Source organism: Neobacillus niacini, from assembly GCF_030817595.1.
Taxonomy (GTDB): domain Bacteria; phylum Bacillota; class Bacilli; order Bacillales; family Cytobacillaceae; genus Neobacillus; species Neobacillus niacini_G.
The window spans coordinates 3832799-3857085 of sequence record NZ_JAUSZN010000001.1 but is presented as its reverse complement, the minus strand read 5'-3'; the positions used below and the strand labels follow the sequence as shown (position 1 = coordinate 3857085).

20 protein-coding genes and 1 pseudogene are annotated in these 24287 nt (G+C 38.8%); 14 read left to right on the top strand and 7 right to left on the bottom strand.

From position 1 onward, the window contains the following. Positions 1-121: 121 nt before the first annotated feature. Positions 122-703, bottom strand: a complete 582-nt coding sequence (locus QFZ31_RS18330) for a M15 family metallopeptidase (RefSeq protein ID WP_307305467.1) — start codon at positions 701-703, stop codon at positions 122-124. A gap of 181 nt (positions 704-884) precedes the next feature. Continuing rightward, positions 885-1967, bottom strand: a complete 1083-nt coding sequence (locus tag QFZ31_RS18325; protein WP_307305464.1) for a branched-chain amino acid aminotransferase — start codon at positions 1965-1967, stop codon at positions 885-887. A 336-nt stretch (positions 1968-2303) separates the two neighbouring features. Between QFZ31_RS18325 and QFZ31_RS18320 the strand changes: the two genes are divergently transcribed. Together QFZ31_RS18320 and QFZ31_RS18315 are read left to right on the top strand one after the other, a co-directional pair. Beyond that, positions 2304-3152, top strand: coding sequence for a DegV family protein (locus QFZ31_RS18320; protein ID WP_307305461.1), 849 nt, complete (start codon positions 2304-2306; stop codon positions 3150-3152). A 324-nt stretch (positions 3153-3476) separates the two neighbouring features. Then, the gene (locus tag QFZ31_RS18315) at positions 3477-4337 is read left to right on the top strand and encodes an EamA family transporter (RefSeq protein ID WP_307305458.1); all 861 of its coding nucleotides are present in this window, start codon (positions 3477-3479) and stop codon (positions 4335-4337) included. Positions 4338-4406: 69 nt separating this feature from the next. On the opposite strand, the gene guaC is transcribed toward QFZ31_RS18315, so the two are convergent. Then, complete coding sequence (gene guaC, locus QFZ31_RS18310; protein WP_307305455.1) at positions 4407-5390, bottom strand: GMP reductase; 984 nt, start codon at positions 5388-5390, stop codon at positions 4407-4409. Positions 5391-5628: 238 nt separating this feature from the next. Between guaC and QFZ31_RS18305 the strand changes: the two genes are divergently transcribed. After that, a complete protein-coding gene (locus tag QFZ31_RS18305) occupies positions 5629-6198 on the top strand; it encodes a YhcN/YlaJ family sporulation lipoprotein (protein WP_307305453.1) in 570 nt (189 codons plus the stop codon). 63 nt (positions 6199-6261) lie between these two features. Here the strand turns inward: QFZ31_RS18305 and QFZ31_RS18300 are convergent, their stop codons facing one another. The 3 genes from QFZ31_RS18300 to QFZ31_RS18290 all read right to left on the bottom strand — a co-directional run bounded on the left by QFZ31_RS18300 (position 6262) and on the right by QFZ31_RS18290 (position 9067). Continuing rightward, a complete protein-coding gene (locus QFZ31_RS18300) occupies positions 6262-7848 on the bottom strand; it encodes an acetolactate synthase large subunit (RefSeq protein ID WP_307305450.1) in 1587 nt (528 codons plus the stop codon). Positions 7849-7940: 92 nt separating this feature from the next. Continuing rightward, the gene (locus QFZ31_RS18295; protein ID WP_307305447.1) at positions 7941-8510 is read right to left on the bottom strand and encodes a hypothetical protein; all 570 of its coding nucleotides are present in this window, start codon (positions 8508-8510) and stop codon (positions 7941-7943) included. 119 nt (positions 8511-8629) lie between these two features. Continuing rightward, positions 8630-9067 carry a MarR family winged helix-turn-helix transcriptional regulator gene (locus QFZ31_RS18290; RefSeq protein WP_307305445.1) on the bottom strand — a complete coding sequence of 146 codons (438 nt, stop codon included), beginning with the start codon at positions 9065-9067 and terminating at the stop codon, positions 8630-8632. Positions 9068-9187: 120 nt separating this feature from the next. On the opposite strand from QFZ31_RS18290, the pseudogene QFZ31_RS18285 reads away from it, so the two are divergent. Both QFZ31_RS18285 and QFZ31_RS18280 read left to right on the top strand, forming a co-directional pair. Then, positions 9188-9771 (top strand): annotated as a pseudogene (locus QFZ31_RS18285) (NAD(P)H-dependent oxidoreductase). Between the two features lie 183 nt (positions 9772-9954). Next, positions 9955-11070 carry an amidohydrolase gene (locus QFZ31_RS18280; protein WP_307305441.1) on the top strand — a complete coding sequence of 372 codons (1116 nt, stop codon included), beginning with the start codon at positions 9955-9957 and terminating at the stop codon, positions 11068-11070. A gap of 162 nt (positions 11071-11232) precedes the next feature. On the opposite strand, the gene QFZ31_RS18275 is transcribed toward QFZ31_RS18280, so the two are convergent. Continuing rightward, a complete protein-coding gene (locus QFZ31_RS18275) occupies positions 11233-12081 on the bottom strand; it encodes a hypothetical protein (RefSeq protein WP_307305438.1) in 849 nt (282 codons plus the stop codon). A gap of 536 nt (positions 12082-12617) precedes the next feature. Here QFZ31_RS18275 and QFZ31_RS18270 point away from each other — a divergent pair. From QFZ31_RS18270 to QFZ31_RS18230, 9 genes are all read left to right on the top strand, one after another. Next, positions 12618-13577 (top strand): D-2-hydroxyacid dehydrogenase, encoded by a 960-nt coding sequence (locus tag QFZ31_RS18270; RefSeq protein WP_307305436.1) that lies wholly within the window; start codon positions 12618-12620, stop codon positions 13575-13577. A gap of 349 nt (positions 13578-13926) precedes the next feature. After that, the gene (locus tag QFZ31_RS18265) at positions 13927-14874 is read left to right on the top strand and encodes a ribose-phosphate diphosphokinase (protein ID WP_307305433.1); all 948 of its coding nucleotides are present in this window, start codon (positions 13927-13929) and stop codon (positions 14872-14874) included. 183 nt (positions 14875-15057) lie between these two features. Continuing rightward, entirely contained in the window at positions 15058-15924 is an 867-nt protein-coding gene (locus QFZ31_RS18260; protein WP_307305430.1) for a MurR/RpiR family transcriptional regulator, read from the top strand. A 314-nt stretch (positions 15925-16238) separates the two neighbouring features. Beyond that, complete coding sequence (locus tag QFZ31_RS18255) at positions 16239-17276, top strand: zinc-dependent dehydrogenase (protein WP_307305428.1); 1038 nt, start codon at positions 16239-16241, stop codon at positions 17274-17276. 34 nt (positions 17277-17310) lie between these two features. Continuing rightward, positions 17311-18135, top strand: coding sequence for a class I fructose-bisphosphate aldolase (locus tag QFZ31_RS18250; RefSeq protein ID WP_307305425.1), 825 nt, complete (start codon positions 17311-17313; stop codon positions 18133-18135). Between the two features lie 15 nt (positions 18136-18150). Continuing rightward, complete coding sequence (locus QFZ31_RS18245) at positions 18151-19686, top strand: xylulokinase (RefSeq protein WP_307305422.1); 1536 nt, start codon at positions 18151-18153, stop codon at positions 19684-19686. Between the two features lie 185 nt (positions 19687-19871). After that, positions 19872-21053 carry a glycerate kinase gene (locus tag QFZ31_RS18240; protein WP_307305420.1) on the top strand — a complete coding sequence of 394 codons (1182 nt, stop codon included), beginning with the start codon at positions 19872-19874 and terminating at the stop codon, positions 21051-21053. A gap of 158 nt (positions 21054-21211) precedes the next feature. After that, the gene (locus tag QFZ31_RS18235; RefSeq protein ID WP_307305416.1) at positions 21212-22546 is read left to right on the top strand and encodes an MFS transporter; all 1335 of its coding nucleotides are present in this window, start codon (positions 21212-21214) and stop codon (positions 22544-22546) included. Positions 22547-23603: 1057 nt separating this feature from the next. Beyond that, positions 23604-24278, top strand: coding sequence for a uracil-DNA glycosylase (locus QFZ31_RS18230; protein WP_307305415.1), 675 nt, complete (start codon positions 23604-23606; stop codon positions 24276-24278). Positions 24279-24287: the final 9 nt, after the last annotated feature.

Genomic DNA, 24287 nt, shown 5'->3' with positions numbered 1-24287 from the left:
CAAAATAAAGATAGAGGAAATGCATGAAAAAAAATCCAGTAAACTGGATTTTACTTACGAATCAGGCCGATAATTTTCTAAAAAGGATATGCAGGCGAGGAAGGGGGCTTCACTCAACACCTTAATCGGTATCGGCTGTTAGAGATATATCTGCCGGTCTTTTCCCGTTTTGCAGGTCGGCTAATGTTAAGCCAAAGTTCATTTGTAAATGGGGATAATCTTTAAATTGAGACCAATCGCCGCCCCATTCAAAGCCAAGGGCTTTTGCCATTTCCACAACTTCGTTCCAATCTGCTATTCCATTTTGGTTGCCATCATATTGCATATCCCAAATAATATCTGTAGAAGGGGTTTTTATGGCAAAATCAATCGCCAGCCCAAAGTTGTGAAAGGATTCTCCTCCTCTTGCATTGGTTACAATATTTCCAGCCACTGTCCTGCCTTGCTCATAAAGTCGATCCTGGTCTTCAGCGCTACGGAAGTCATCGGTAATCACCATCACAATCCCTTTAGCAGCTGCTTGCTGGATCAATTGATTGCTCCGGTCTCTCACCGTTGGATGAAGTTCGGTTGGCATTGGACCAGAATCACCTATGTTTAATCGATTTAGTATGCTGGTGCCAATAGGGTTTTGTACAAAGAATAAAATAATAAGGCCAATAATGAATGTAAATAGCAGTCTGCCTTTCCAGTTAAGTTTCAAAATCGCAAATCCTTTCTTATCAAAAATCCTGCATTATTAAAGACGAGAAATATAGAATCATTGTTTCAAAAAGTTACCTTTCATTTTGTATATCTTTATATCGTTCTATACCTTAAAAGTCTTAATAATATAAAAAAGGATCCAGCTCAAACTGGATCCCACATATTCAGTAGTTTATTGATTATCCTTCAACTGAAGTAACTTTCACAGTCCAATTAAATGGATCTTCTTTCTTCCCAAGTTGTATCCCTGTCAGTTCATTATAGATATCCTGAGACAGCTGACCAATTTGATTGTCATTGATGGTGATGGACTGGTCTTTCCAAGTTAGTTCACCAACAGGTGAAATAACAGCAGCGGTTCCTGCTCCAAAGACTTCCTCGAGTTCACCGCGTTTGTGTGCGGCAAATACCTCTTCTATGGAAATTCTCTCTTCGCGTACAGGAATATTCCAATATTTTAGCAATTCAATAACGGAATCACGGGTGACACCTGGCAAAATACTGCCATTTAACTTTGGTGTTACTACTTCTCCATTGATCTTAAAGAAGATATTCATGCTGCCGACTTCTTCTACATATTTATTCTCTTTCGCATCGAGCCATAGAATTTGTGCGTAGCCGCCTGCGTCTGCCTTCTTTTGTGCTTTCAAGCTTGCAGCATAGTTGCCTGCTGTTTTTACATGGCCGACTCCGCCAATTACCGCACGAACATATTGCTCTTCCACATAAATCTTAACGGGACTCAATTGACTGCCATAATAGGCTCCGGACGGGGAGAGGATGACCAGCAATTTATATTGATTGGCAGGGCGTACACCAAGATAAGCCTCTGTTGAAAAAATAAACGGACGAATATAAAGTGATGTCCCTTCACCATCTGGAACCCATTCTTTTTCTGTGGTAATCAATTGTTTAATGCCTTCTAATAAGAACTCCTCATCAATTTGGGGAATGCAGAGCCTGTCACATGATTCGTTGAAACGCTTCATGTTTTTCTCTGGACGGAAAAGCTGAACGGAACCATCCGGAGTCTTATATGCTTTCATCCCTTCAAAAATAGCTTGTCCATAGTGGAAAACCATTGCTGAAGGATCTAGTGTTAATGGCTCATATGGAGTAATTCTTGGATTATGCCAGCCTAGGTCATTATGATAATCCATTTCAAACATGTAATCACTGAAATACTTCCCGAAACCCAGTGAAGCGGTATCAGGCTTTGTTTTTAATTGTCCTCTTGGAATAAATGAAATCTCCTGTTTCATGCTCACACCTCATTTTTAATAATAGATTCAGTTTTAAACACCATTCAATCCTTCTAAACATGAATCATGTCGAAACCATTAATAATTATATTTTTGAAATAGTAAAAATACTTTCTCTTACTATACCACTATTTTGATTCAAACAGGTTAATTTTGTTTTGATTTTGTCAAAACGGTGACAATCGTGCTTATCAGACCCAAAAATCTATGTTGTATATGACAAATATAACTTGTGAGAAATTATTCATTTTTGTAATGTTATCCTCGTAACCATACTACTAAATTTAGTTATTACTATATAAAAAAAGAGAATCTTCATTGAAGGAAAGTGATAAAATGAACAAGCCCAAAATTGCCTGGATTACGGATACAACGGCTTCTCTAAGCAAAGAGTTTATTAATAAGCACCACATTCATGTCATTCCCTTGCATGTTGTCATTAATGATAAATTTTACAAAGAAACAATAGATATAACTGAGGAAGATTTCTATAATCGCATGAAAAATGAGGATGGAAAGTTCCAATCATCTCAGCCAAATATCGGAGACATCGTCGACCTATACGAAAGGTTAAAAGAAGAGTATGACTTTGGCGTAGCCATTCATGCTTCCAGTACCTTAACTGGCACGTATCAAACCTCTGTTATGGCGGCGGAAATGGCTGGATTTAAATTGTTTGCCATCGATTCACATACCGGTTCCTATCCCTTATCCTTCTTGGTGAAAAGAGGAATAGAACTAGTGGAACGGGGTCTTGAAATAGGTGAAGTGGTTGATCAATTAAATAAATTGCGGGAGCACACTCGATTGTTTTTGGTACCATCCAACTTGGATCAGCTTCATAAAAGCGGCAGGGTATCTGGAAGTCAAAAAATACTAGCCTCGCTATTTAATATAAAGCCGATTTTATCAATTGAGGATGGAGCCGCAAAGATTAAGGATAAAGTCCGAACTGAAAAAAAGGCACATGCTTGGCTGGTAAATCATTTAAAGGAAGACCTAGAAACAAAATCAGTTCAAAAAGTCGCCATTGTCCATGCGAACGACCAAGAAAAGGCAGATTGTCTTGAAAAAATCATAAATGAAACTTTCCCAACGATTGAATCAGAGAAGCTAATGCTCATTACTGTTGCAGGTGTGCACACAGGTGTTGGAACACTTGGACTTTCATGGGTTACCGAATAAAAAAATAAGAGACACCCTATCCATTGTGATAGGGTGTCTCTTATTAAATATGCTATAATTTAGACTAAAATCAGAACCTTACCTCATTCATCTTCTGTATAGGCTTCCGTTGACTTATCCCTGCAATCCCAGCATTCAGTTCGATTCCTCTCTGGGAGAGATAATTCGTTTCCACAAGAAATGCAGATATCCATAAGACAAGACTCCCCTTTCCAGTGAAAATTGGTTTTAAACTATATATATTCAGCAATGATATAAATATTTCACTTAATTTACGACAACTTTATATTAAAACTAATAAATATAGAAAAAAGCAGGTGTAAAATGAGTATCATTTTAGCATTATTGGCGGCATTATTTGCTTCATTTACTGCAATCTTAGCAAAGGTAGGAATTGAAAATGTAAATTCCAACCTAGCGACCGCAGTCAGGACGATTGTGGTTTTAATCATGGCTTTTATGATGGTAATGATAACGGGTAAGCTTGAGACGATTTCTCAGATTTCAACTAGCGCATTATGGTTTATTCTGTTATCGGGCTTTGCAACGGGCTTTTCATGGTTATTTTTCTTTAAAGCTCTCGCGATTGGTGATGTTTCCAAAGTGGTACCGATTGATAAATCGAGTGTCGTGCTTACGATTATTTTTTCAATCCTAGTCTTAGGGGAGCCGGCAGAACCTCTAATTATGGTTGGAGGAGCAATTATTGCCATCGGAACGTTTATTTTGATTGGAAAAAATGAAGAAAAGAAACGATTCTCAGGATCGCAGCGGTATATTGTGTATGCGATTTTAGGGGCTGTATTTGCCGCCTTAACATCAATACTGGCAAAAGTCGGAATGGAAGGGGTCGATTCCAATGTGGCCACTTTTCTACGCACCATTGTAATCTTGATATTTGCCTGGGTGATTGTATTTTTCCAAGGAACACATAAGAAATTGAAGGACATTTCGAAAAAGGGGTACGTCTTTTTAGTTTTATCCGGGGTAGCTACTGGCTTATCCTGGATATGCTATTTTGCTGCTCTTGCAATGGGAAAAGTTTCAATAGTAGCTCCGATTGACAAATTCAGCGTGGTTCTCACGATGATCTTAAGCTTTAGTATTTTAAAAGAAAAAGCAGCCAAACACACGATAATCGGAGGGATCATCATAACAATTGGAACGTTATTATTGATTTTATAAGCTAAATGGTGGAGTACGGGGAGGTTGGAAATAAGCAAAAGTTGAGCGGAGAAAACCCCGCTCAGCCTGTTAATAGTCCTTATCACCATTAAAAATGGAATTCTTCACAATAACATAATCTACATGACGGATGGCGTCTAACTCTTTTCCTCCAGCATAGGAGATAGAAGATTGAAGGTCTTGCTCCATTTCAATTAGTGTATCGATTAAAGCACCTTTGTGCTCCACGAGCATTTTCTTGCCTTCAACATTTTTTCGTTCACCTTTTTGATATTCCGATGCTGACCCGAAGTATTCTTTATACAGCTTTCCCTCTTTTTCAATCGTTTCGCCAGGAGATTCTTCATGACCAGCAAATAAGGAACCGATCATCACCATACATGCCCCAAATCTTATCGATTTCGCAATATCTCCATGGGTACGAATCCCGCCATCCGCGATAATCGGCTTACTTGCTGCCTTTGCACACCAGCGAAGAGCTGCCAACTGCCAACCACCCGTTCCGAATCCCGTCTTTATCTTCGTAATACACACCTTTCCAGGTCCAATCCCAACCTTCGTCGCGTCTGCGCCAGCTCGTTCTAACTCGCGAACGGCCTCTGGAGTTCCCACATTACCGGCAATCACAAAACTCTGAGGTAAGTACTGCTTAATATGTTGGATCATCTTAATCACGGCATTGGAATGGCCGTGTGCGATATCAATTGTAATGTATTCTGGAGATAGCTGTTCTCCCGCTACCTGTTCAATGAACCGATATTCCTCCTCTTTGACACCAACACTTATTGAAGCGAATAACCCGCGGGATTGCATGTCTTTAATAAAATTTAGCCGCTTCTCTGGTTCAAAACGATGCATGATATAAAAATACCTTTTTTCCGCTAAGAATATTGCAATCTTGTCGTCAATGATGGTCTGCATATTGGCGGGTACTACAGGCAGCTTAAAGGTTCTGCTGCCAAAAGTGATAGAAGTATCACACTCTGTTCGGCTATTTACTACACTTTTTGCAGGGATTAATTGAATATCTTCATAATCAAACACACTATCCATAAGGAGCCTCCTCAAAAAAATCATCAATGGTTTAGTGTTTTTGGATTGGCTTCATTTTATTCTTTAGCTTTGTTAAATTACATTGTTGATGATCAATCCCCCGGTAAAATGAATTCCCAGAGAAAAAGAAACATCTTTCTTTACAGAGCCTATTTTTAAAAAAAATTCCTCCTAATCTCTACATAAAAGTCGGGAATAAAGGTAATTGTAAGCATGAACTCATTTTAGGAGGAATTTTATGAAAACACTTAAAATCATATTGACCTGCTTCATTATGGCTGTATTCATTGCTGGGTGTAATATGAAAGAAGAGGGAAGAGGAACAGACCAGCACGGCGAGATGAGTAACCGCAATTTTGGAGCCCTAAATCCGGTAAGAAGTTTAGGTAATCCAGATGTAAACTTTATGAACACTAACAATAACACTAACAATAACAATAACACTAGGACTGTTAAAAATGGTTTACGGGTAGTGAAGGAAGCAGAGGATAATGTTCAGAAATTAGATGAAGTCAAACGTGCGGAGATTATTGCAGCAAACGGCAATGCCTATGTAGGGGTTGTTATGGTTGATGACTTTCATGGTGAACTTTACCCATACGTGGAAGATCAAATTGCACAACAAGTACGTGCTGCGGACGGAACCATTCAAAATGTATACATCTCAACCAATCGTGACTTTGTTAGACAGATGAGCCAATATCGGGACCAAATACAAAATGGCAGACAGGCACATGGACAAGATGGCGGATTTAATAAGATGGTTCGCAGGGTCTTTAATCATCATACTGGGGTCAACCAGGACTAAAATAGTAAGGAGAAAACATACCTGAGCTGGTGAAATGTTTTCTCCTTTTTCTTTTCTAAAAGTCTACCCTTGGCTGACATCAATCAGTGTAAGTTCATTAGTCTGATTTAATGCATCCTTTAGTACTTGTTCAAACTCATTCAATTGATTCGGTCTTGAGCCTTTAATTCCAAAGCTTTCAGCAAGCTGCACAAAGTCAGGGTTTCCAAAGTCTGTACCAAAGCTATGACTGAACTTTTCCTGCATCATTTGTTCTTCTAAAAGTAACTTAGAATTATTCAACACAATAATGATTAACGAAAGGCCTAATCGTTTCGCCGTCTCTAACTCGCAAATATTCATTAAAGCCCCTCCATCCCCCGTAATACAAATAACCGCTGCGTTCGGGGAGGCTAATTTAGCACCAATCGCACCAGGAAAGGCAATCCCCATTGAGGCTAATCCATTCGAGATAATAAGCCGGCCGGCTTGTTTTGGTTGATATGTACGGGCTATGGATACCTTGTGGGCACCTACATCAGAAACCACGATGGTGTCTTCCTTTGAAAGCTTTTCCACAACGTTTAAGATATTTTCTACTGTTAATGATTGATCTTCTTGGAGTTCTTCTTTCATTTGATAAGAATTCATAATCCGTTCCTTTAGATCCCCTGAAGGTGTCCATGGTTTAGAAGCAAGATCCAGTTTATTAAGCGCCTGGAATGTCTCCAGTAAATTCCCAACCATTTCTCCTCTAACAGGGTAGTATTCATCGATTTCAGCAGGTAATGGATTGATATGTAAAATGGGGCGCATTTTTTTATTCCAGTTCTTAGGGAGTGCTTCAACAAAATCAAAACCTATCACAATTAACAAATCAGATTCCTCGATTATCGGTAATACTTCATCTTGCTTGTTAAAACCAAATGTAAAATAATTCAGTGGATGGTCCTTAGGCAAGATTCCTTTTGCCATAAAGCTATGGATAACAGGTGATTGAAGTTTTTCTAAAAATGTACGGAGTTCTGCCGCTGCTTTTTGCCTGATTATCCCGTTTCCTACAATGACAACTGGTTTTTGGCTCTGACCAATTAGTGTTAGGGCATCCGCTATAGCTTGTGAATTAGGAGTGCTCTTTGGAATAGGTGTTACGGGTAACGGATGGGCTGAAATCATCTGTGGTGCTAAGTTCTCTGGCAGTTCAATTAAAACAGCGCCTGGCTTTTCCGTTTGAGCTACTCTAAATGCCTTACGAATGATGGTTGGTATGGTTTGTGAATCCTTAATTTGAATACTCCACTTTGTAGCTGGTTCAAATACTTTAACGATATTTACATATTGGTGTGATTCCTGGTGCTGCCTCTCAAAGCCTGCTTGTCCAGTAATCGCTACAACCGGAGAATGGTCCAAGTTCGCACTTGCTATGCCAGTCAAAAGGTTAGTGGCCCCAGGTCCTAATGTCGCCAAACAAACGCCAACTTTGTTGGATAATCTACCGTAAACATCTGCCATAAAAGCAGCTCCTTGTTCATGACGGACATTCACAAACTTAATTTGTTTAGATTTAGATAACGAATCCATTAGGTCAAGGGTTTCCTTCCCCATAATGCCAAAAATATACTCAACCCCTTCATTTTCTAAGCATTGAACAAGTATATCCGTTGCTTTCATAGGAGTGCTCCTTTCAAGCTGATTTTTTCCTATTTTTCCCTATTCTCCGCTAAAAATGCATTGGAGAAGGTTCTGATGTCTAATTAAAGCCATCAAAACCGTCCCTGTTGTCCTGTGATGAGTTTAGAAAGTAAACGTATGACAAGTTCAATCCATAACCAACAATATACAAGTGAAAATAAGTAAATAACGAAGATATTCCATACCTTAAATTGTATAAGGAATGGACCCAAAACAGGAAATTTCAAGACGTAGAGTAAGAGACAAATCCCGATACATAAAAACAGACTTGAAAAGGTGATAACTTTCCAACCCTTGTTAAATAGGATAAATCCAATGCCGATTCCAATGGCCATTGCACCAGTCGTAAATGGAAAGATAATAAGTTCAGAAGGTTGAATGAACAGTAAGAGGAAAATGGTAAGAAAATAGCTCAATAATCCATACGATTGTGAGAGCAACAGGCTTATGATAATGGGGACAGTAGAAAAAGGGCTGATGAGCATTCCGAATCCCGGGATGACTCCGCCTGCAGCTTGGAGTATAGCGGCGATTAAAGCCAATAATGCAGCAGTAACCAATTTAAAGGCGAAACTTCTTTGATTTCTGATAATAGCGCTGACGGTTAAGATGTTTTTCTTTATGTCTTTATTCCAAAACATAGTATATCATCCTTTTTTTCATAGGTAAGGACAGTGCAGGCACTGTCCGATGTAAAAGAATACTTGATTAATAATATATTTGGATTTTTTACACCTATGATAAGGAGAACAAAGGAAATTCATTTAATAGGATAAAATAATTTTCGCTGAAGAATATCGATAGCTCGTTCGATTTCTTTTAAATCTTCTTCCGAGGCATTTTGTATTCTGCTTTGAAAACGAGTTTCAACTGTAGTAAATGCTTCCCTCATTAAAACTTCCCCGTCTTGTGATAGACGAATATATTGTTTTCGTCGGTCTTCGCTATCGCTAATCTTTTCAATTAATCTCTTTTCACTTAACTTGCTAAGTTCACGACTAGTATTTGACATAGACATATTTTGACAAGCGTTAATCTCACTCGGAGTCACTGGTTGACTTACTGCAATAAATTCAAGAATGTTATATTGAACTTGCGAGATTGAATCTGGCTTGGCATTTTTTGTTAATTCATTTGTAACACGATGGACAGAAGTCGTAAATGATACAAGTTTATTAAAAAGAACATTTTTGTCCATTTTTTTCACCTCTTATAGCCCAAGATAACAAATTAGTTATCAAATTACAATTATCAATTGATAACTAATGGGGAGGATGTTATGATTTAGTTATCAAATGATAAGTAAGAGGTGAGCCTAATGAAGATGCTAATCGTATTTACCTATCCAAATCATAAGGGTTTGAATTATGCTTTTCTACAAAAGGTACTGAAGGGAAGTAATGAAAATCCCCATATTAACAAGGTACAGGTCTTAGATTTATATGAAGAGGGTTTTAATCCTGTTCTAGTGTTTAACGAGCAAAAACGAAGAAGAGACATGCATACTGATCCTGGTTTGGATAAATACAGGCGACAGATTATGTGGGCTGACAAAATTGTTTTTATTTACCCAATTTGGTGGGGGAGAGCTCCGGCAATGCTTATGGGATTTATCGATCAATTATTTGCCTCGAACTTTGCCTATAAAGATAAGAAGGGATACTTCCCTGAAGGGCTTTTAAAAGGAAAGTCTGTTGTATGTGTGTCCACCATGAAACGACTCACTATCCATTACTTTGGTTGAACAATGCACATAAGATTCTAATGAAAAGAGCCTTATTTAACTTTGTGGGAATCAAGAAGGTGAAGTTCTTTGAATTTGGGAATATAGAAAGTCCAAAGGGAAACCAAATAAAAAAACAAGAAAAAATTCATCACTATTTCAGTAAACTAGACCATTAAGAAAAATGAAAAACGTTTTGTTCTATTTTTATTTGGTCAAACCTCATTAATAAAAGTCGGAAGTAAGACTGATTTTATGTGAGGAGTACTCAATGCGCACCCATAAATAGTTTATTATAGACTTAATCGTTTAGGCTTTCAGATACATTTCACATAACCTCTAGGAAGGGAGTAAAGGATTCATTGGATGTAAAAAATTTAGAATTAGCCATACAACTGCGTCATGAACTGCACCAGTATCCTGAAATTTCGAATGAAGAAATTTGGACGAAACAGCATTTAATCCATTTTCTAAAAAAGCATACAAAGCTTGAAATCGTAGATAGAGGCCACTGGTTCTATGCCATTTATCGAGCAGGTGAGGATAAAAAGAACATTGCTTTTCGTGCAGATTTTGATGCCCTTCCAATGCCCGAAGTGATTGACATACCACATGCTTCTAAGAATCCAGGGGTATCCCACAAATGTGGACATGATGGGCATGCTGCAAGCCTGGCCGGCTTTGCACTCGAAGTCGACCAAAATGGTGCTGACAAAAACATCTTTTTCCTTTTCCAGCACGCGGAGGAAACGGGAGATGGTGCTATCCAATGTGCCACTTTTATTAAGGAACATAATATCGAAGAAATTTTTGCCTATCATAATATGAGCGGCATGCCTTTTAATTCGATTAATGTAATCGACGGAACCGCTCATTGCGCATCAAAGGGAATGACCATCCATATGGAAGGATCTCCTGCCCATGCCAGCCAGCCTGAGAATGGAGTCAATCCCTCATTTGCGATTGCAAAGATTATTGATGTCATCCCAGAGCTTACCTCTCCTGAAAACAATGAAGGTCTGGTACTATGTACTGTTGTTCAAGTAAATATAGGGGAAAGAGCATTCGGTTTAGCAGCAAGCAAAGGTGAGCTTCTCCTAACCATTCGTGCGCTATACGAAGAAGAATTGGATAATCTCCAGAAAAACCTTGAAAATCATGCACGAGAGCAAGCAGAAAAGTACGGACTGAAGATAAACATCTCCTTTAACGATGAATTTCCGGAAACGGTAAACCACAAAGAAAGTTCTGACAAGATCCGTGAGGTTAGCAATGAAAAAGGATTTCAGTTGGTGGAAATGAAGGATGCCTTCCGTGCCTCAGAAGATTTCGGCCACTACACGAAGTTGACGAAAGGTGCTATATTCTACATCGGAAACGGAGAAAACTACCCTCATATCCATACCTACGAGTATGACTTTCGAAATGAAATCATCGAAACTGCAGTGGAACTTTTTAAAGGACTAGCTGAAATTTGAGTATCTTTGTAGCGAACAGTGCCTGGCATCGTTCGCTATTTTTTTCAAGCTGTTGTATAGTTCTTGTTTCTAATCTTAAACATTTCTGCAAGGCCACTTTGTCAAAAAAAATTGATAAACAGTTGGCCGTTTCAGTAACGAATTGTAAAAACTTCTATCCCATTAAGCCTGATTAACATGCAGCCAGTCATAGTACATAACTTCGCCTGTTTCAAGTACATAGCGCAACGGCTTACTCTCACTGCTGTTTTCAGTGAATTGGTTGAGATAGAATTCTTTCAATTTGTGGGTTAAGACTCCAAAAAAGAAGGCAATCGGTTTTACCACCAGTTTGGTAGATTTCAACTTACGGACCAGCTGCTTAAATGACTGAATAGCAATAGCGAGAACGTCCTCTGTGTTTTGGTCACATTCAAATCGAAAAGCAGCGATTTGTACCATATGCCAGTATTCTTCAATCACTTTTGCATCAGAAAAGAAGTATTTTACGGATTGGACAAAAGCTTGAGGAACCTTATCACTAACAAAAGTGTAATCGAGTTCAATCGACGCTTCGTTACGTTTATTATTCTTTTGATGATTAGTTTTTAAAAGATTATTAGTTTCTTTAGGGTGGTCCAATTTATTCGCCTTGGGTGGTTCACTTTGTGGGAAACGGTTAAAGCTGTAAAGATTACTAGATTGTGAACCATTTTTTCGTTCGGTTTCATAGATGGTGAGGATACCCAAATCCTTCGCTTTACTGATCATTCGTTTAAAAGTAGAACGGGAGATTCCATTCCCTTGATACTCTTCATTAATTGCTTTTAGTAACGTTCCAATCTTTGCATTACAAACCCCAGGAACCTTTACAGAAAAACGAACCAGCCGTTTCAATCCTACAAGCTCCCCCTTCGAAAACTCCTGCTTCTTCACCGCTAACCACATCTCGATATGTGTATTAAACTCCTTCACACTCTTAAACTGAGAATACCCTTCAAACCCTTCAATTCTGCCTGATTTCAAATTCATAAAAATGCACCACCCTTTCTACCCTCTATATATAAATGAAGAGGCCAAAAGGACAGGGTGATTTGCAGTAAGTTGTTACAGAATTGTGTACTTCGTAGAATAGAAATAGATTTACACTGTTTGCTTTTACTCTTTTATTTTAGTGAGTGAAATCCTTCATATAAGAATTTTTTGTTAAGGGTTTGGATAGTTTCCCCCTGCTTTAGAACTCTGTTAAGTTTCTAATGGATTATAAAGTTAATACATAAACTGCAGTAATGGTATAAAAAAAGGGCATCAATTTCTTATTTACCTTCTCCGCTCCTTACCGATCCATGTATTGATATTAGGGCATGGATCCATTGACTTTCGTTTTTATTTGAACGCTAGAATCAAGTAGCATGACAAAAATGAAAATTATATTCATTTTTTAATAAAATTTATTGAAGGAAATTACCATCATGTGATAAGATGAAAATACGAAAATTATTTTAAAGATTCAAAATACTTTTTAAAAAAAGCGAAGCGAAAAAACAATAAGAGAGGGATGGATTTTTATGAATATTTGTGTGTTAGATGGATATACCTTGAACCCTGGAGACTTAAGTTGGGATCAATTGTCACAGATAGGTAAGACAGTTATCTACGATCGGACTCCGGAGGAGCTCATAATAGAAAGGGCTTTAAACGCAGAGATTGTTTTGACGAATAAAACGCTACTAAGCAGGGCAACTCTTGAGCGGCTGCCTAATCTTAAGTATATTGGAGTCTTGGCAACAGGCTTTGATGTAGTGGATACGAAGGCTGCAGAAGAACGGGGGATAATAATTAGTAACATTCCGACTTATGGAACGGAATCGGTGTCCCAAATGGTATTTGCACTGCTGTTGGAACATTGCCATCATGTTCAACGCCATAGTGATGCAGTTATGGAAGGAGAATGGGGAAGGAATCCTGATTGGTGCTTCTGGAACTACCCGCTGGTTGAATTAGTTGGTAAAACGATGGGAATCGTCGGTTTCGGACGCATCGGGCTTCAGACTGCAAGGCTTGCTTCCGCTTTTGGTATGAACATTCTAGCGTATGATGCTTATCATCGCGATATTGACTTGCCTAATTTCCAATGGGCGGAACTTCCTGACTTAATGAGGCAATCTGACGTTGTCAGCCTGCACTGTCCACTGACCCCGGAAACGGAAGGTATGATCAACGCTGAAAATTTATCCATGATGAAACCGTCCGCTATTATTATCAATACTTCGCGCGGGAAACTTGTCAACAACAAGGATTTAGCGGAGGCTCTAAATGCAGGAGTTATATCCGGAGCCGGATTGGACGTTCTGGCAGTGGAACCTCCAGAAGATACCAACCCACTGCTGCATGCAAAAAATTGTATTATCACTCCTCACATTGCTTGGGCAACCAAGGAAGCGCGTAGTCGCCTATTGGATTTGGCAGTGGACAATATAAAGGCGTTTGTAGCCGGAAGTTCCAAGAATATAGTACATTCCATTTAGAACCTATATTAATATGTTTGTAAGTAAAAAAGAGCCTGCTCAAGATTAATTGTCATGACAGGTATTCAAAATGGGCATGGAGATTTCCATGCCCATTTTTATGTGTAAGTTAATGTTGAAAAATAAATTCATTTTTTATTATATATTACTGCAGAAAATTACCACCGTATGATAAGATGGAATTGTGAAAAAATATTTTTTAATATACAAAATACTTTTTCAGTGAAATGTTTAAGTGAATCCGTTCAAATGAGTATGGGGCATTTATAAACTTAGTAGCCAATAAATGCAAAACCACTTACTCCTATAATAGTAAAAAAAGTTAATTGGATAATGGGGGCCCTAAGGGATGTATCAACTTAAAAAAGGTTTTAAAATCTTTACATTAAATTCAAATCGAGTGCTAGCAAGTGAGATGGTCAAAATGTTAGGCTGTGAGTTGGGGAAATGCTCCGTATCAAGATTCAGTGATGGTGAAATTCAAATTAATATTGAAGAAAGTGTCCGTGGAAGTGAAGTTTATGTAATCCAATCTACTTCACAGCCCGGCAGTGAACATATAATGGAGCTTCTCATCATGATAGATGCCTTAAAAAGGGCTTCAGCTCGATTCATCAATGTTGTCATGCCATACTTTGGATATGCGCGGCAGGACCGAAAAGTCCGTTCACGTGAACCAATAACGGCAAAATTAATTGCAAACCTTTTAGAAAGAGCAGGGGCGGACAGGGTGATTACAATGGATCTTCATGCTCCGCAAATTCAGGGTTTTTTTGATATACCCGTTGATCAACTCATAGGTGTCCCTATTCTTTCCCAATACTTTGAGAATAAGGGATTAAAAGATATTGTAGTAGTCGCACCGGATAACGGTGGTGTTGTAAGAGCAAGGAAAATGGCGAGTCATTTGCATGCTCCAATTGCTTTTGTCGATAAAAGACGTCCTGAGCCGAATGTTGCTGAAATAATGAATATCGTAGGAAATATTGAAGGGAAAAATGCCATTATTATTGATGACTTAATCGATACAGCTGGGACTCTTACTCTCGCTGCTAATGCCTTAGTTGAGAAAGGGGCAAAAGCTGTGTATGCTTGCTGTACCCACCCAATCCTCTCAGGTCCAGCCATTCAAAGAATACAATCTTCGGTAATTGAAGAACTAGTTGTCACAAACACAATTCATCTGCCAAAAGAGAAAATGATCAATAAAATTACGTCTTTATCAGTGGCACCATTGCTGGTAGAGGCAATCGATCGGATTCATAATGAGAAAGCATTAAGTCCTTTGTTTGAATAAGAGTTAGTAATTAATTATTTTTATTTGGTTTGTTCATGTTTTCAGGAAAATCCACTATTTATAGATTGGAAAGACATACTTTTTTTCAAAATTTTCACCGCTTAAAGTATGGAGTAGAAAAGACCCATTTGTTAGTATAAAATGGAAAAATAGATAAAGTGATTGAGAAAGTAGGGGCAATCAATGAGCGAATTGAACATTAATACAAATCCCGGTTTTTTCACAAGAAGTAATGCAGTAAAGTCGAAGCTTCGGGATTCAGAGAAAAAGATTATTGAGTTTATTGAACAAAATCAGGAAGAAATTATCCATCTCTCCATTACCGAGGTGGCTGAAAGAAGTGAAACAAGTGAATCCTCTGTGGTCCGTTTGTGCAAACGACTTGGATATAAGGGATTTCAAGATTTGAAAATTAATTTGGCAAAAGAAGTCATCGCACCTGAAAAGCAGATACTTGAAGTGATTGAAAAAGGCGACGACGTAGTCATGATCAAAAAGAAGGTCTTCCAGTCAAACATTCAAGCTTTATATGATACGATTGAGGTTTGCAATGATGATGAAATACGGAAGGCAGTTGAGGCCATTTCAAAAGCCCGCTTAATTGAATTTTATGGAACAGGCGGCTCAGGGACTGTAGCCCTTGATGCTCACCACAAGCTGTTAAAACTGGGAATTAAATCTTTTGCTTATAATGATCCTGTTCTGCAAGCCATGTCAGCAAGTGTTCTCACAAATGAAGATGTTGTCATTGGAATTTCACATACAGGCTCCAATACAGATGTTTTAGCGGCGTTAAAGCTGGCGAAAGAAGCGGGTGCAACTTTGATTTGTATTACTAATTCATCGAAATCACCCATTACGAATATATCGGATATCGTCTTACAATCAGCATCAAAGGAATCATTGTTTCGAACGGATGCCTTTTCGTCTAGGATTGCTCAATTAACCATTATTGATCTATTAGTTGCCGCAGTTGCAAACCAGCAATATGAATTGTGCTACAACAATATACAAAAAACACGTAGATCAACAATAGATAAAAAGCTGTAAAAAAGAAGATTTGAAAAAAATCTTCTTTTTTTTAAAAAAATATTGAAGAAAATTACCACCGTATGGTATGATGTAATTACAGAATAAGTTTACAGAAAATTTTAAATGAAAAGAATTAAAAACCATGAAAGTGCTATTAAATCTTAAAAATATAGGAAGTGATGCTAAAATTTTCAAGAATAAATTAACTAAAGTGGGTTTAATAGCTAAATTTATATAAAAGAGGTAATTTCCTTTCTTTTTTTAAAAAATATATGAAGGAAATTACCACCATAATCTTTATCTTATAACCTAATAAAAGGAGCAGGGAAGAAATGAGAGCAGCCATATTTCATGGACCCAATGATCTAAAGCTGGAGGAAGTAAAAAAACCGGAAATCAATGAAAATGAAGTGCTTGTGAAGGTGAATGCAAGTGCTGTATGCGGTACAGATGTCCGTATTTTCGAAGGAAAAAAGACCAAGGGTGTCAGAACCCCTTCCGTTATAGGCCATGAGCTAGTCGGAACGGTTGTAGAGGTTGGAGCTCAGGTAAAAGACTTTTTTGAAGGAGATCGTGTGGGAGTAATGCCGGTTATTCCGTGCAGGAAATGCTATTACTGCCTAAATGGAAGAGAAAATGTATGCGCTAACCGGACTGCTATTGGATACGAGTATGACGGCGGTTTTGCGGAGTATGTGAGAATTCCTAGCGCGGCACTAGAAGCTGGTAATCTAGTGAAAATTCCGGATCACCTTTCCTTTGAACAGGCTGTGATCACCGAGCCGCTCGCTTGCTGCGTTAATGGCCAAAGAAAAGCGAATGTCAAAATGGGTGATGTTGTTGTGATCATCGGCGGCGGACCAATCGGGCTGATGCATGTTCAATTAGCGAAAATTGCCGGAGCTAAGTCGGTTATTTTGAGTGAACCAATCGGGCATCGCAGGGAAAAAGCATTGCTTGCCGGAGCTGATTTTGCAGTAAATCCTGAAAATGAATCATTGCATGATCTTGTGTTAAGTGAGACAGATGGGCTTGGTGCTGATGTTGTCATCATGGCAATTGGGGTTCCGTTCCTGGTAAATTCAAGTGCGAACCTACTGAAAAAGGGCGGTACCTTAAACTTATTTGCCGGATTCACAAATGGTGTCATGTCAGAAATTGATCCAAACGTGATTCATTACAATGAAATCACTGTAAATGGAACATCAGCCTTAACCAGAGCAGATTATCACAAATCATTGTCTTTGATTGCTTCTGGCCAAATCAATACAGAAGTATTAACAACCACAGGCTACACCTTGGATGATATTGAACAGGCCATTTTGGATGTGAAAAATGGGAATGGCATGAAAACAGTTATTACGCAATAAAACTATAAAATTTAAAAAATAGGAGTGTTTAAGTATGTCATATTTAGGTAAAGAAATTCGAATGAATCGTCTAGTAAATCAAAAGTCTGGAAAACTATTAGCGGTAGCGGTAGACCAAGCTATGGCAAGGGGCATATTTGAAGAGCTTATGCCGATACAGCGCAAGTTGGACGAAATCGTTGCTGGTGGTCCTGATGCCATTACGATGCACAAAGGAATTGCAGATATGTGTTACCGTCCGCATGCCGGCAAAACAGGCTTTATATTAAAATGCTCCACTTTCTCGCCTTGGCAGCCAAACTATGATGCATGGGTGACAGAAGTAGATGAAGCGGTTCGCTTAGGGGCAGACGCCGTGTCAATGGGATGCATCGTTGGCGGGGATGACCAACCGGAGCAGCTTCGCAATCTGGGTATTATTGCGGGTCAAGCTGGGGCACATGGAATGCCAATGATTGCTCACATTTATCCAAGAGGAAACCAAATTCCGGAAGATGACAAGAACAATTGGAAGCATGTTGCTTATGCCGTCCGTGCAGGGGCAGAACTTGGTGTTGATATCGTCAAAACGAAATATACAGGAAATCCGGAAACTTTTGCGAAGGTTGTTGCTTCTACTCCAGGAAAGGTTGTAGTTGCAGGTGGGGATAACGGAAATAACATTGAAGATTACTTCCAAATGGTCTACGATGTTATTGATGCTGGTGGATTTGGAATCACTTTTGGTAGAATCGTATGGAACAATCCTAATCCAACAGCTGTTGTAACAGCATTTAAAAATATTATCCATAATAAAGGTACAGTGAAGGAAACACTTGAGCTTTATCATGAATTAATGAATACACCATTAACTGTGTAATGAGGGTGATGAGCCATGTCTCACATTATTGGAATCGATATTGGGACGAGCGGAATTAAAGTTGGAGCGATGAATAAAGAGGGAGAATTAGGGTTCCTGGAGTATCAACCCTATTCTCTTCTTTACCCCAAAATGGGCTGGGTGGAAATCGACCTCGAGGATATTTGGGAAAAGACTAGAAACTTACTTTTAAAAGTTAGGCATCAAGTGGAGGCTGAAGGTGCGGTTGATGCGATTTCTCTTTCTACATTCTGCAATAGTTCTGTGTTTTTAAATGAAAAGGGAGAGCCATTATATCCGGGGATATTGTATTTAGACCAAAGAAGTAAGGAAGAAGCAGACTGGGTTAAGTATGTAGTCGGTGAAGAATTGCTGTTTAAAGTAACAAAAAACCGATTAGAACCTGGAATGTATACGGTTACAACCCATTTGTGGTTCAAAAACCATCATCCGGAGCTATATGAACAAACGTATAAATGGGGAAACCTTTCCACGTTTATTTTACATAAGCTGACAGGAAACTTTGTAATGGATTGGACGCAAAGCTCTTTTACAGGAATGTATGACGTGGAAAACTATCAATGGTCACAAGAGATATATGAGAAGGTGGGCGTTGATAGAGAAAAGCTACCAGAGGTTGTCGATCCTAGTTCCATAATTGGTTATTGCTCCTTGCCTGAACTTATAACCAGTAGTATTCCAGTAATCGCCGGGGCAGCCGACACCGCTTGCTCGGCAACGGCACTTGGTATTGGGATAAATGAAATGTTTGAATCGGTTGGAACATCTAATGTATTAACCGTTTGTACAAATCAGCCCGGTCGATTGGATAAGCGTTTCTTAAATAGATGCCATGTTATTAAAAATCGCTGGCTATCCCATGGGGCCATGTCATTTCCTGGAGCAGCCATTCAGTGGTTTTACGATCAATTTTTGAAGCCGGAAGGACATTCGAAAGCTATCTTGGATGAATTGTGCAAACAGTCGAGCCCAGGTTCGAAAGGTGTATTTTTTCTTCCATATATGCAAGGAGAGCGGGCGCCGATTTGGGATCCAAATGCAAGAGGGGTCTTTGTTGGAATCCATTTAAATACGACTAAAGCGGATATGTATAGGGCCGTATTGGAAGGATGCTCGTTTGGACTAAGACAAATCAATGAAATTATTGAAACGAAATATCAGCTTAGAACCGAAATTTTCCCTTCCATTGGCGGCGGTGCGAAAAACAGGGAGTGGGCTCGAATCAAAGCCAATGTTTTGAACAGGAGCATTCAAATAAAAGATGTTTCTGAAACAGGTGTATTAGGAACTTGTTTGATTGCGGGAGCAGCGATTGGTTACTTTTCTTCTTTGGAAGCTGCCGCAAAAGAAATTAGTAATAACACGATTTACACAGTGGAACCAGAGCAGGGTCAGCTAAGAATATATGATGAGGTATATAAAGTCTTTAATCAGTTATATCCTTCCTTACAGTCCTTCTTTGCTTTAAGTGCGGTTGAAAGCGCTAAAGTTGAGGAGCAAGTGGAAGAGGATAACAAAGTAATAGTGTAAAGAAATGAAAACTCTTACAAGTGAAACAGTAACAGTTTGTCTTGCGGGCAGAGAATATTGACTTCCAAATGGGTGTGGAAATTGCCCTTCGCCCTTTCGGATGTTTAAAAGGCGGAGGTATTTTCTGTAAATAAGGTTAAGCTTGAAAACAATCTCAAAGTAAATTTTTAGCTGCGGGGTGAACGATGAAAATCATTATAGCGCCAGATTCATTTAAGGAAAGCCTTACGTCTATAGAAGTATCACAAGCTATAGAAGAAGGTATGAAGTCTGTTCTTCCGTCAGCTAAATATGTAAAGATTCCAATGGCTGATGGGGGAGAAGGAACAGTATCCTCTCTAGTCAACGCTACAGAAGGAAAGATGATCTCTAAGGTCGTTACTGGACCTTTAGGGAAACCGGTTGAATCATTTTTTGGTATTCTTGGGGATGGAAAAACAGCTGTTATTGAGATGGCAGCCGCCTCTGGACTGGGTCAAGTCCCAAATGAGAAAAGAAACCCCCTTGTGACCACTACTTATGGAGTAGGTGAATTAATTATTGAAGCCCTTAACTATAGGGTTGAAAAAATTATTATCGGTTTGGGCGGCAGTGCAACCAATGACGCAGGTGCCGGGATGCTCCAAGCATTGGGTGTAAGCTTTTTGACCGATGAAGGAACCGAAATAGGATTTGGCGGCGGTGAACTTGGAAAGATTCGTACCATCGATATATCGGGATTGGATAGGCGGCTTGCATCGGTCTCAATTGAGGTAGCGTGTGATGTCGATACACCGTTGGTTGGCTCTAGAGGGGCTTCGGCTATTTTTGGACCACAAAAAGGAGCCACCCCTGATATGGTGCAGTTATTAGATGGCAATTTAGCTCATTTTGCCAATTGTGTCCAGAAAACGCTTGGTAAAGATATTCGAAATCTGCCGGGTTCAGGCGCAGCAGGTGGACTTGGAGGGGGAATTATAGCCTTCCTGCCAGCCGAATTAAAAAGTGGGGTGGACATCGTCATTGAGGCAACAGGTTTATCAGACCATATGGCTGATGCGGATTTGGTGATAACAGGCGAAGGTAAGATTGACCATCAAACGATCTGCGGTAAAACTCCAATTGGCGTTGCAAAAGCAGCTAAAAAATACAATCTCCCCGTTATAGCGATTGCTGGACATTTAGGATCGGATAGCTATGTTGTCAAAGAATATGGCATTGATGCACTACTTTCGATTGTGCCTGGTGTAGTCAGTTTGGAAAACGCACTTGAAAATGCTAGAGAATATGTTGAGAGATGTGCTGAGAATATCGGGACTTCGATAAGTGTTGGCATGGGATTAAAGCTTGAGGGTAACTACAAAGTGTCGCACATGCTCCTGAAATAAACATAATGAAAAACTAGGAAATATGGAATTTAGTTAACTATTTATATTAAAAAATGTAATTTTATTTAATTGTTAATAGGTCCGGTAACACACCATAGATGACATGCATACTTTTGAAAACATTTTAGAAAATCTAAAGATGTTCAGGGGGAAAAAAGATGGGTTTACCAGAATCGAAACTTAATGCGGTTCCTGCATTAAAGAAAAAATCTAGTTATCGCTGGGTAGTACTTGGTATTATTTTTCTTGTATATTTTGTTTGTATGGCTGACCGCACAAATATCGGTGTTGTTTTACCTTTCATAAAAGAGGATTTTTCTCTAAACAATTTTCAGGCCGGTGCCATTGCAAGTTTCTTCTTTTTAGGTTATGCGATTACCCAGATTCCGGCTGGTTTCATGCTTGGTAAAAAAGGATCACGTGGGATTGCAACCGTTGCTATTCTTGCTTTTTCTGTTGTAACGTTCTTACTTGGTACTGTTAAAAGTGCCACAGCTTTAGTCTTAATGCGCTTGGGACTAGGTATAACAGAAGGACCTGCCCCTGTCAGTATGACATCTACCATTAACCAATGGTTCCCGGCAAGAGAAAAGGCAACTGCTACTGGTGTTTACATTGCCTCAACACAACTTGCTCCAATAATTGTTCCCATTCTTGCGACATGGATTGCAATTGAGTTTGGCTGGCGTTATGTATTTTTCTTTTTCGCGATTCCAGGGCTTATATTAGCAGCAGTTTGGTATTTTTTTGTAAGATCTAAACCGGAAGACAGCCCAAATGTTTCGCAAGCTGAATTGGAATATATCCGTCAGAACGAGACAGTATCAGATGTATATGTGGGTGAGCAGAAATCACTTGGCTGGATTGATAGAGTGATTCGTTATCAAAAAGTTCAACCTTTAACCACATATAAAAGCGTTTTCACTTCGTGGAACATTCTTGGTAATACCCTTACTTACTTTTTCATGAATAGTGTTAATTATGGTTTGTTAACTTGGATTCCTATGTACCTGGTTAATGAAAAGGGATACTCCTTAATGAAGATGGGGTTATTGGCATCTACTCCTGCGATAGGCGGCTTGATCGGGGCAATTTTAGGCGGTGTTCTTTCTGACAAAGTATTCTTAAAAAGACGGAAACCAACCATGATCATGACAGCGGTTTTTGCAGCAATCATGATGTTTGTTGTTACCAATATTCCAAACAATGGAGTACTTATCGCAATTTGTTTAGGACTGGCGGGATTCTTCCTAAATATCGGCTGGCCTGCATTTACCGCTTATCCGATGGGACTAACCAACAGAGATACTTACCCAGTTGCCATTGCTACCGTGAACAGCGGCGGTAACCTTGGAGGTTTCTTCTCTCCGATGATTGTTGGTGCCATGCTTGATGCAACCGGTAATTATAACCTTGCATTTGGATTCTTTGGTGTATTATTAATACTTGGGTTCGTGGTCATCTTAACATTAAAAGAACCTGTTCAAAATTAATTCAAAATTATAAATATTATAAAATGTAAATGCTTACAATAATAAAAATAGACGGTTTCACTACCGTCTATTTTTTGTATTAATTGACTCTTTTCATTCTACTTACCTTGAATGGTTGAACCTTCGACAGTCATTTTACGTTGTTATTACTGGAGGAACCTGACAGCGGGCGATGATTAAGTTATTGTTGATGTTTTTGGAACAATTGAATTATTCTCAATTCAAAGGGCAAAAATTTTAAGTACTAAACGGGGTATTAAAGTTGAGATTTAGAATAAAAAGCCTCAAATTGTGCAAAAATTAGGCGCTGATTAAACCATTTATTAAAAGAAGATGTTTTGGCAAAGGTTGCCGAGTATACAGATAGGAGATATGCAAATATTGTGGTCGAAGCATGAGGAACGCCAATTACGGCAACATAAAAGAATAAGTGCTGAAAAAATGATTACCCACAGGACTCCACTGGAACCAGGTCCGGAGATCTGGAAGATCGGTTTAAGTTAAAAATAGTGTGGTAATTGGTTTCCCACACTATAAAACCATATACTATTTTATAAATTGGGATAGTTGGAATGCTTGCTAGAATAAAGCAAATGATTGGCAGATATAATATTGGTAAAAAATTGCTGCTTAATCAGATGAAATAAACCTTACCATAATAAGGTTTATACTTGTGCCACAAATACAGTCCTTCCCTATTACTTGGGAAGGTATGTATTTGTTAAATATGAACATTTGTTAGAAAAAGATTGTTTGGAAGTCATGAAGGAATATAGTTTTAATTATCATAGATCGTACAAAAAGATTATAAACCCATTGCTATAAACCCTTTTAATTCATTCTTGAAGAATGGTATTGAATTATCACCGATTAATTACGATTGTATGCTTTACACAACAATTAGGGTGAAACATACCACAAATAGTGACATATCAGAGAGTAAGCCAACGGTGCCTGGCACTGTTCGCATTTTTATTAACCCAAAGTATTTCTAACTCTTCTTATTAAACTTATAATTATAAATCATGTGACCATCTAGAAAAGAGAGTGAAAGAGAATGGAAATTTTAAAGAATGATTGGGCTGCTTTATTGGGGGAGGAGTTTGAGAAGACATATTACAAACAATTAAGACAAAAACTAAAAACAGAATACCAAACAAAGGTTATATACCCGGACCAACATGATATTTTTAATGCCCTCCATTATACTTCCTATAAAGATACGAAAGTAGTGATTATCGGTCAGGATCCGTATCATGGCCCCGGACAAGCCCACGGCTTAAGTTTCTCCGTTAAGCCAGGATTAAAAATTCCTCCATCATTGCGTAATATTTATAAAGAGCTCCAGGCTGATGTGGGATGCTCGATACCGAATCATGGATACCTAGTGGAATGGGCCAAGCAGGGGGTATTGATGCTGAATGCGGTGCTGACGGTACAGGCTGGAAATGCAAACTCTCATAAAGGTCTTGGCTGGGAGTTGTTTACTAATAGAGTTATAGAGATATTAAATCAAAGGGAGACACCAGTGATATTCATCCTATGGGGAAATTTCGCACAGCAGAAACAACAATCGATTACGTCATCCCATCACTTCATAATTAAATCTCCTCATCCGAGTCCATTATCTGCCCATAATGGCTTCTTTGGCAGCCGACCATTTTCCCAAGCTAACCAGTTATTGAGGGAGATTGGGAGTAGGGAGATTGATTGGCAAATAAATAATATATAATCTAATTTT